The sequence below is a fragment of the Tabrizicola sp. genome, assembly GCF_051645465.1.
Taxonomy (GTDB): Bacteria; Pseudomonadota; Alphaproteobacteria; order Rhodobacterales; family Rhodobacteraceae; genus Tabrizicola.
This window is the reverse complement of sequence record NZ_JBOFBI010000153.1, coordinates 1-8935: the sequence shown is the minus strand read 5'-3', so window position 1 is coordinate 8935 and position 8935 is coordinate 1. Positions and strand designations below refer to the sequence as shown.

The 8935-nt window shown below is 65.2% G+C and carries 10 protein-coding genes; 9 read left to right on the top strand and 1 reads right to left on the bottom strand.

Going from position 1 to position 8935, the window contains the following annotated elements; translation table 11 throughout:
* Positions 1–987 (top strand): tetratricopeptide repeat protein (locus ACRCSW_RS09835; protein ID WP_438704656.1); only part of this gene is annotated, 987 nt, incomplete at its 5' end.
* Between the two features lie 53 nt (positions 988–1040).
* Here the strand turns inward: ACRCSW_RS09835 and ACRCSW_RS09830 are convergent.
* Positions 1041–2081 carry a saccharopine dehydrogenase gene (locus tag ACRCSW_RS09830; RefSeq protein ID WP_438704654.1) on the bottom strand — a complete coding sequence of 347 codons (1041 nt, stop codon included), beginning with the start codon at positions 2079–2081 and terminating at the stop codon, positions 1041–1043.
* Between the two features lie 181 nt (positions 2082–2262).
* On the opposite strand from ACRCSW_RS09830, the gene ACRCSW_RS09825 reads away from it, so the two are divergent.
* The 8 genes from ACRCSW_RS09825 (at position 2263) to rfbA (ending at position 8907) form a co-directional block, all read left to right on the top strand.
* Complete coding sequence (locus ACRCSW_RS09825; protein WP_438704652.1) at positions 2263–3177, top strand: ring-cleaving dioxygenase; 915 nt, start codon at positions 2263–2265, stop codon at positions 3175–3177.
* Positions 3174–3815: an alpha/beta hydrolase gene (locus ACRCSW_RS09820; RefSeq protein WP_438704651.1), complete on the top strand. Its 642-nt coding sequence runs from the start codon at positions 3174–3176 to the stop codon at positions 3813–3815. The genes ACRCSW_RS09825 and ACRCSW_RS09820 overlap by 4 nt, the downstream gene beginning before the upstream one ends.
* A gap of 75 nt (positions 3816–3890) precedes the next feature.
* Positions 3891–4454: a dTDP-4-dehydrorhamnose 3,5-epimerase gene (gene rfbC / locus ACRCSW_RS09815; protein WP_438704649.1), complete on the top strand. Its 564-nt coding sequence runs from the start codon at positions 3891–3893 to the stop codon at positions 4452–4454.
* On the top strand, positions 4451–5488 hold the full coding sequence (gene rfbB / locus ACRCSW_RS09810; RefSeq protein ID WP_438704647.1) for a dTDP-glucose 4,6-dehydratase: 1038 nt from the start codon (positions 4451–4453) through the stop codon (positions 5486–5488). The genes rfbC and rfbB overlap by 4 nt, the downstream gene beginning before the upstream one ends.
* On the top strand, positions 5488–6270 hold the full coding sequence (locus ACRCSW_RS09805) for a YdcF family protein (RefSeq protein ID WP_438704646.1): 783 nt from the start codon (positions 5488–5490) through the stop codon (positions 6268–6270). The genes rfbB and ACRCSW_RS09805 overlap by 1 nt, the downstream gene beginning before the upstream one ends.
* A complete protein-coding gene (gene rfbD / locus ACRCSW_RS09800) occupies positions 6267–7115 on the top strand; it encodes a dTDP-4-dehydrorhamnose reductase (RefSeq protein WP_438704644.1) in 849 nt (282 codons plus the stop codon). The genes ACRCSW_RS09805 and rfbD overlap by 4 nt, the downstream gene beginning before the upstream one ends.
* A gap of 21 nt (positions 7116–7136) precedes the next feature.
* On the top strand, positions 7137–8129 hold the full coding sequence (locus ACRCSW_RS09795) for a sulfotransferase family 2 domain-containing protein (RefSeq protein ID WP_438704643.1): 993 nt from the start codon (positions 7137–7139) through the stop codon (positions 8127–8129).
* A complete protein-coding gene (gene rfbA / locus ACRCSW_RS09790; RefSeq protein WP_438704658.1) occupies positions 8026–8907 on the top strand; it encodes a glucose-1-phosphate thymidylyltransferase RfbA in 882 nt (293 codons plus the stop codon). The genes ACRCSW_RS09795 and rfbA overlap by 104 nt, the downstream gene beginning before the upstream one ends.
* Positions 8908–8935 lie beyond the last annotated feature (28 nt).

Genomic DNA, 8935 nt, shown 5'->3' with positions numbered 1-8935 from the left:
GGCTTGGTCGTCGGCGAAGCCGTGACCTTCCAGAACGAGGATACTTCCTATCGAGTCGCTCTCGGCTACCGCGATGGAATCGAGCCAGCCCCGAATGCCTGGCACAAAACCGGCACGATCGACGTCATCCGCAAGGATGAGACAATTGAAGATCTGACCTGTGTGACAGACACCATCCGCCGCGTTCCCGACAGGGTCATGGAGCGGATGCGCAGCCTTGGGCGCGAGACGACGTCTGACGGCAAGCCATTTGTCTGGCGCGACGAGGGCGTTCCGCCACCGGCCTCCGAAGCACCGCCCTGCGAGAGGGACTGGAACGTCGACACTTGCTGGGGCCGCGGCGTCGATTATGAGAAACTGGGTGATCTCGCTGGCGCGCTGGCGCACTATGACATGTCCTGCGATGCCGAATTTCAGGCGGGCGGGTGCTACAATGCCGGAAAGATTTATCTGCATGACCGCGAACTGCGCGACTATGACCGCGCCTATGATCGTCTCTCACGCTCCTGCGACAACAATGAAATCGGCGAAGGGCCTTATGCCTGCAAATATCTGGGCTGGATGCATCAGACAGGCATTGGAGCCGAGAAGGACGCTGACAAGGCCTGGCAGCTCCTGAGGCGCGCCTGCTTTCCGCAAGATGACGGTGAGATGGTTCTCATAGTCGATTCTGAAGGCTGCCATTTCCTGGCAAAGGCGGCCCAGACCCTCTACCCGGTGTCGGTCGTACCAAATCAGACGGGTGCGTATGTTGCATTCCTCGCGCTGGCAATGGGTTGCGCCGAGGGGGCCGAGGGGATTTGCGAGGAGGCGAAAGCGTTCTTAGCAAGCGAAACCGCCGCGTCGGGCCTATGGATCGAGGAGTGCGGCAGCTATGGTGCCACCTGTGCAAGCCTTATCGAGCCCAGGAGCGATTATGAGGCTCAAACGGCGTTGATGGAGCAGATCTTCGTCCAGTTTATCGACGCACTGGGGTACCTGCCCTGACGCTTCCTAGGAAAACGTCCGGATAGGTGAGCCTTCTCAAGCAACCCTGTGGGCTAAACATGGGCGTCGAATTCCACCTTCGCGCGGCCCCACACCCCCCGGTCCAGCGCCCCAAGCGTCAGAAGCGAGGGCAACAGCTGGGCCGCATAGTCCTCGGACGACTCCACCGGCATCAGCGAGGGCAGGTTGTCGATCGCCGTCACATCCAGCGGTGGGCGGTCGTGAACCCGCAAGGCGGGCGCATCCCAATCCGTCGCCCGGTCATAGACCTTGATCGGCGAGAAGTCCGAGGTCGGATCACAGGCGATGTCGCCGATCACCGTCAGCTTGCGCGGGTCGGTCCTGGCGGAAGCAGGCACGAAGACCGGACAGCCGGGCCGGGCGAGGATGCAGTTGAGGAAAATCTCATGCTCCAGGACCTCCGGAAAAGGCCCGCCTGACGCCGTCTCCGCCATGTCCCACTTCGTCACCGCCACACCCATCGCAGTGCAAAGGTCCGCGGCTCCCGTCCCCACCCGGCCCAGGGCGCCGATGATGATCGCGCGCGGGCGGCCAAGGCCTGCTAGCTCGACCGCAAGCTCCTCCAGCAGCGCCGCCTTCGACGGCACCTTCCGCACCGGACCGGCGATCCCGCCGCGCTGCTGCGCCGCCCAGCATTTCAGCGACACCGCCGCCCCCGCATAGCCCGCCCAATAGCCGAAGGCCGCAACCCTGCGGCCGTCTTCGTTCACCAGATACTCCAGATCGTACAGCACTCCGCCCCCGGCCTCGAACCGCTGCAGAAGCACCTGCCCCGCAGGTTGGCCCTTGTAGGCGTGGCCGAACATGATGTGCCGATGCACCAGAGCCGTTCCGTCCTCCGGCAGCTCCTTCAGCCCGAAGATGATCGCGTCAGCCGGTGCCTTGGGCCAAAGGTTCTCGGCCACGATCTCGCAGCCCGCCTCACGGTAGCCGTCGATCCCAATCGCCCGGACCGACGACTCCTCCACCGTCACCCGGATCCCCGCCTTGACCAGCGCCGCCGCGCCCTCGGGCGTCAGGCCCACGCGCTCTTCGTTCGGCCGCTGCTCGGCCCGCACCCAGAGATGGGTCATGGGTCTTGTCTCCCCCCGTCCTTGCGCTCAGGAATAGCAGAACCGGCGGCAAGGAACAGGGTCCGCGCTTTTGTGCAAACACGCACAGATGGGGCGCACGGGCAGGGTTTTGCGTTTCTGCGCAAAGCCCCATCTATGGCGGCAAGCGGCGCATCCCGCGCCCCACTGAAAGGACCACGTGATGACCACACGCATCCCCGGCCTGCACCATGTCACGGCAATCTCTGGCCCCGCGCAGGCGAATGTCACCTTCTATACCGGCCCTCTGAAGCAGCGGCTGGTGAAGAAGACGGTGAACTTTGATGATCCGGGCACGTATCACCTCTACTACGGCGATCCGAAGGGCAGCCCCGGCACGATCCTGACCTTCTTCCCCTTTGCCGATGCCGGGCCGGGGCGGGCGGGGCCGGGCATGGCCAGCGCCTACGCCTACGCCGTACCTGCGGCGGACTTCGACGCCACCATCGACCGGCTGATGGAAGCCGGGGTGACCGTGCCACGCCTGACCGAACGCTTCGGCGCCAAGGTGATGACACTGCGCGATCCCGACAACGCGCCGGTGGAGCTGATCGAGGATGCCACGGCCACCGACATCCACGGGTTCCATTCGGTGACGCTGTGGGAGCGTGACCCGGACCGGACCGCCCGGCTGATCACCGATGTCTTCGGCTACCAGGCTGTCGGGACCGAGACCGAGGGTGGAGTGGAACGGCTGCGGCTGAAAGCGCCCGGCGACGCACGGGCGAACGTGATCGACATCATCCGCTCGGACGCCGAGACGACGGCGCGGCCGGGGGCGGGGACGATCCACCATATCGCCTTCCGGGCTCGGTCCCAGGACGAGCAGAACGCCTGGATCGAAACCCTCGCAAGCGCCGGGCACCGCACGACCCCGGTGATCGACCGGCAGTACTTCAACGCGATCTACTTCCGCGAACCGGGCGGAGTGCTCTTCGAGATCGCGACCGACCCGCCGGGCTTTGCGGTGGACGAGCCTGAGGCGACGATGGGCTCGCAACTCATGCTGCCGCCGCAGTATGAGCCGATGCGGGCCCGGATCGAGCAGGTCCTGCCGCCCATCCGGGTGGCATCATGAGGCGCGCAGGCCCGACCACCGGCGCCAGCATTGGGCTGGTGCTGGCGCATGGCCGGGGCGGAAGCTCGGCGGATATCCTCGGGCTTCTGGACCACGCCGGGTTGCCGGAGGTGGCGGCCATCGCACCCGATGCTCCGGGGGGAAGCTGGTGGCCGACCTCGTTCCTGGCACCCGAGGCGGTGATCGGTCCGCATGCGGAAAGCGCGGTGGCAACGATGGAAACGGCGATCGCCACGCTGGAGGCCGAGGGCATCCCGCGGGCCTCGATCTGGCTTGGCGGCTTCAGCCAGGGCGCGGTCTTGGCGCTGGAAACCTTCGCCCGGAAGGGCGAGGGGCTGGCGGGCGTCTTCGCCCTGTCGGGTGGGCTGATCGGCACCGGCGACGCCGAGGGCGATCCCGATCCCGGCCTTTATGGTCATGGGCCGAAGCGGTTCGGCTATCAGGGCCGCCGCGACAGGGCGAAGGTCTGGATGTCAGTCCATGAACGCGATCCGCATATCCCGCTGGCGCGGGTCCGCGACAGCGCAACCGTGCTGACGGGGATGGGGGCCGAGGTCATGACCCAGATCTATCCCGGCGCCGGCCACGCCGTGATGCGCGACGACATCGAGCAGCTGCGAAGGTGGCTAAACCGCTGACTCCGCAGGAAGGGGCTGTGACACGGGGCGATCCTGCGGTAATGCAGGGTAAACCTCTGAGCCTGCTGGTGAACGATGCAGATCGAACCGACCGCCCTGTCCGACGTCCTGATCCTGACGCCCCGCCGTTTCGGCGACGCGCGGGGCTGGTTCAGCGAAACCTGGAACGCCGCCCGGATGGCCGAGGCGGGCCTCGACCTGCCCTGGGTCCAGGACAACCACTCGTTCTCTGCCGCCAAAGGCACGCTACGTGGCCTGCACTTCCAATCCCCGCCCCGCGCACAGGACAAGCTTGTCCGCTGCTCGCGGGGCGCGATCCTTGATGTGGCGGTGGACATCCGCACCGGCTCGCCAACCTACGGCCAATGGGTGGCCGCAGAACTCACCGCCGAAAACGGCCGGCAGCTTTTCGTGCCGAAGGGCTTCCTGCACGGCTTCGTCACCCTGACCGATGACGCCGAAGTCCAGTACAAATGCACCGACCTTTACAGCCCCGAACATGACGGCGCCGTGCGCTGGAACGATCCGGCCATCGGCATCGACTGGGGCATCGCCGCCCCGATCCTGTCCGACAAGGACGCCAAGGCGCCGATGCTGGCCGACATCGGCACCCCCTTCCGCTGGGAGGGCGCGCTGTGAAACTTCTCGTCACCGGGGGTGCCGGTTTCATCGGCTCTGCCGTCGTCCGGCTGGCCGTCTCACGCGGGCATGAGGTGGTGAACCTCGACGCCATGACCTATGCCGCGAACGAGGCGAACGTGGCCTCCGTTGCCACCTCCAACCTCTACAGCTTCGAGCAGGCTGACATCCGCGACCGCGCCGCCCTGGACCAGGTCTTCGCGACCCACCGGCCCGACGCCGTCATGCACCTCGCCGCCGAAAGCCACGTCGACCGGTCGATCGACGGCCCCGCCGATTTCATCGAGACGAACATCACCGGCACCTTCAACCTCCTCGAAGCCGCCCGCGCCCACTGGACAAGGCAAGGCAAGCCAGCAAACTTCCGCTTCCACCACATCTCGACGGATGAGGTCTTCGGCTCCCTCGGCCCCGACGGCCAGTTCACCGAGGAAACCCCCTACGACCCCCGCAGCCCCTACTCCGCCTCGAAAGCCGCCTCCGACCACCTGGTCCGGGCCTGGCATGAGACCTACGGGCTCCCGGTCGTCCTCACCAACTGCTCCAACAACTACGGCCCCTATCACTTCCCCGAAAAGCTGATCCCGGTCGTGATCCTCAACGCCCTCCACGGCAAGCCCATCCCCGTCTACGGCAAGGGCGAGAACGTCCGCGACTGGCTTTATGTCGAAGACCATGCCGATGCCCTCCTCCTCGTTCTCCAGAAAGGCACCCTCGGCCGCAGCTACAACATCGGCGGCGAGAACGAACGGCGCAACATCGACCTCGTCCGCACCATCTGCGCGCTCCTCGACGAAATGGCCCCGAAAGCCACCCCCTACGCCGACCAGATCACCTTCGTCACCGACCGCCCCGGCCACGACGCCCGCTACGCCATCGACCCCACCCGCATCCGCGACGAGCTGGGCTGGCGGCCCTCAGTGACCGTCGAAGAGGGGCTAAGACGCACCGTCCGCTGGTATCTCGACAACGAAGCCTGGTGGCGCCCGCTTCTCGACCGGAAGGGCGTGGGCGAAAGGCTGGGGAAAGCCTGATGGAAACCCTCTTCTTCATCGCCTCCAAAACCCTCGGCATGGTCTCCCGGGTCGAGACCTGGGCGCTCCTCCTCATGGCGCTTGCTATTCTCGGCCTCTGGCGCGGCCGCACCCGACTTGCCGGCATCTCGCTCACCCTGCTCTTCACGGGCACGCTGGCCATCACCCTCCTGCCGCTTGGCGACCTCCTGCTGAAGCCCCTCGAAAGCGCCTTCCCAGCCCAACCCAACCTGACCCGCGTGGATGGCATCATCGTCCTCGGCGGGGCCGAACAGACCGCCGCCTATCGCGACTGGGGCGGGCCGCAGTTCAACGAGGCGGGCGAGCGGCTTGTCGAGGGCGCAATGCTGGCCGTAAGGTTCCCAGAGGCTCGGCTGATCTTCACCGGCGGCTCGGCCACGGTTGGGCGGACTGAGGACACGACCGACCCCTCGGTCATGGTCCGTGACATGTGGATCGCCCTTGGCATAGCGCCCGACCGCATCCTCCTCGAACAGAACTCCCGCAACACGACCGAGAACGCCAGCCTGACCCGCGATCTCGTCCAGCCAAAGCCTGGCGAGACCTGGGTCCTCGTGACCTCCGCCTTCCACATGCCCCGGGCGCATGAAACCTTTGTCCGGCAGGGGTGGGAGGGGATCGTGGCCTGGCCGGTCGACTTTCGTTCCGGCGACCTCGCAGGCATGCGCGGCATCTGGCGGCTTGACCGCAACCTTCTGGGCGTCAATCTGGCGCTGAAGGAATACTTCGGCAGCTTGGTCTATCGGATTACCGGAAAATGAAACTGCTTGTCTTCGGAAAAACCGGCCAGGTCGCCCGGGAACTTGCCCGCCGCCTGCCCGACGCTCGCTTCCTCGGGCGAGAGGAGGCTGACCTTACGGACCCTGCCGCCTGCGCCACCGCCATCACCGCCGCGGATGCCGAAGCCATCATCAACGCCGCCGCCTGGACCGCCGTTGACAAAGCCGAAGCCGAAGAGGCCGCTGCAACCGTGGTGAACGGCGACGCCCCCACCGCGATGGCCCGCGCAGCTGCGGCAAAGGGCGTGCCCTTCCTCCACATCTCGACCGACTATGTTTTTGACGGTCAGGGCGACCAGCCCTTTGCTCCGGACCACCCGACCGGGCCGCTTGGCGCCTACGGTCGCTCCAAACTGGTTGGTGAGGAAGGCGTCCGCGCCGCCGGAGGCAACCACCTGATCCTCCGCACCTCATGGGTTGTCTCGGCCCACGGCACGAACTTCGTGAAAACCATGCTCCGCCTTGGCCGCGAACGCGACACCCTACGCGTCGTCTCCGATCAGATCGGCGGCCCCACCCCCGCAGGCGCCATCGCCGAGGCGCTGATCACCGCAGCCAGTAAGATGATCGGCGGGGCGCAGGGCGCCACGCACCACTTCTCAGGCTCGCCCGACACCAGCTGGGCCGACTTCGCCCGTGAAATCATGCGCCAGGCCGGGCTTCAGTGCCACATCGAAGACATCCCGACCGCAGACTACCCCACCCCCGCGCGCCGTCCGTTGAATTCGCGTTTGAATTGTGACAGTTTTGTAAACGACTTTGGAGTATCGCGACCTGACTGGATCGACACGCTGCCGGTGATCTTGCGGGAGATCTTGATGGGATAGTTGGCGCTTGGGGATGACTGGATGCCTATCAGATTGATGCGCCACGCGCAGGGCTTTCCAGGCAGACTTGCAAAGAACCCCAAACACCGCTTCGCGATCAATCACTCCATGGCGCTCTATGGCAAAGACACCGTCTTCACATTCATTCCAAAGAACGGCTGTTCGTCGCTGCGCTACAGCGCGGCCCTGTCCAATCAGGTGATTGACGGGCCGGACGGCATTCACTGGATAGCCCAGAACAACGCCAGCTTCAGCCCATCCCTCGGCGAGCTTGTGACAGCCAAGTACACGTTCGTGGTCCTGCGGTGCCCGTTCCGCCGTGTAGTAAGCTGCTTTCTGAACTTGATCATTGACCACCCATGGGAAGCGCAAAAGCTGCGGGCCCACGCGTTGCAGCATCGGCTCGGCTTTCCGACGCTCGTTGAGCGAGGTCTGCGCAGGCTCACGAGATCGCTTACGAAAGCTGGTCTGACGTCGGTAGAGAGCCTGACCTTCGCCGACTTCGTGACCCTCCTGGAGGTGCCTGGCGCGCTGCAACTGGATATCCATTGGCGTCCCCAGGTCGATTTCCTGGTCTACCGCAACTACGACGACATCTTCCGGCTTGAAGAAATGGACGGCCTGGTTGCCCGGGTGAAGGAAAAGGCGGACTTCACGGTCCTGGATACAAGGGCGCTGACCCTGCACGGGAACGAGGGTCGCGAGCGTATCCACGACGGGTTCTTCGGTACCACTACCGTTGCCGCACACCGGAAGCTGAAGCAGGAGATGAAGGTACCGGCGTATGAGTCCCTCTATGATCCGGGTCTTTACGATCGCGTGGGGCGGCTTTACCGCGAGGACATAGAGCTTTATCTAAGTCACTTCGGGCGGTCTGCGCTGCTCCAACTGCAAGAGACGGGTCGTGACAATGACAGACCACCGCCGCAAAGGCATCCTCCTGGCCGGGGGGACCGGATCCCGGCTCTGGCCGATCACGCTGGGCACCTCGAAGCAGCTTCTGCCGATCTATGACAAGCCGATGGTCTACTACCCGATCTCGGTCCTGATGCTGGCGGGCATCCGCGAGATTGCCATCATCACCACGCCCGACGACCAGCCGCAGTTCCAGCGGCTTCTGGGCGACGGCAGCCAGTGGGGCCTGAGCTTCACCTGGATCATCCAGGAAAAGCCGGAAGGTCTGGCGCAGGCTTATCTGCTGACCCGCGACTTCCTGAACGGCGCGCCTTCGGCCATGGTCCTCGGCGACAACATCTTCTTCGGCCACGGCCTGCCCGAGATCCTCGCCCGCGCCTATGCTCAAGCGGCAGGCGGCACCGTCTTCGGTTACCACGTCTCGGACCCCGAGCGTTACGGCGTTGCCGCCTTCGACGCCAATGGCAAGGTCACGGCCATTGTCGAGAAACCCAAGGTTCCGCCCTCAAGCTTTGCGATCACCGGGCTTTACTTCCTTGACGGCCGCGCCCCCGATATTGCCGCCGGGATCAAGCCGTCGGACCGGGGCGAGCTGGAAATCGTCGACGTCCTCGAACACTACCGCGCCGAAGGCTCGCTGCAGGTCGAACGGATGGGCCGCGGGTTCGCCTGGCTCGATACCGGCACACCCGGCAGCCTTCTGGACGCCGGGAACTTTGTCCGAACGCTGCAGGACCGGCAGGGGATGCAGGTCGGCTCGCCGGACGAGATCGCCTTCCGCCAGGGCTGGATCGACCGTGACGGGATGGCTGAACGGGCGAAGGTCTTCGGCAAGTCGAGCTACGGCGTCCATCTTGAGGGCGTGCTGAAGGAGTAACGGTTTCCGCGAAGCGGCTGGCTTTACC

Bases quoted from the DNA above. Each gene is read 5' to 3' on its own strand.
- ACRCSW_RS09795 (WP_438704643.1), top strand. From the start codon at position 7,137: ATGCCTATCAGATTGATGCGCCACGCGCAGGGCTTTCCAGGCAGACTT.
- ACRCSW_RS09820 (WP_438704651.1), top strand. From the start codon at position 3,174: ATGAGGCGCGCAGGCCCGACCACCGGCGCCAGCATTGGGCTGGTGCTG.
- ACRCSW_RS09825 (WP_438704652.1), top strand. From the start codon at position 2,263: ATGACCACACGCATCCCCGGCCTGCACCATGTCACGGCAATCTCTGGC.
- rfbA (WP_438704658.1), top strand. From the start codon at position 8,026: ATGACAGACCACCGCCGCAAAGGCATCCTCCTGGCCGGGGGGACCGGA.
- rfbD (WP_438704644.1), top strand. From the start codon at position 6,267: ATGAAACTGCTTGTCTTCGGAAAAACCGGCCAGGTCGCCCGGGAACTT.
- ACRCSW_RS09830 (WP_438704654.1), bottom strand. From the start codon at position 2,081: ATGACCCATCTCTGGGTGCGGGCCGAGCAGCGGCCGAACGAAGAGCGC.
- ACRCSW_RS09805 (WP_438704646.1), top strand. From the start codon at position 5,488: ATGGAAACCCTCTTCTTCATCGCCTCCAAAACCCTCGGCATGGTCTCC.
- rfbC (WP_438704649.1), top strand. From the start codon at position 3,891: ATGCAGATCGAACCGACCGCCCTGTCCGACGTCCTGATCCTGACGCCC.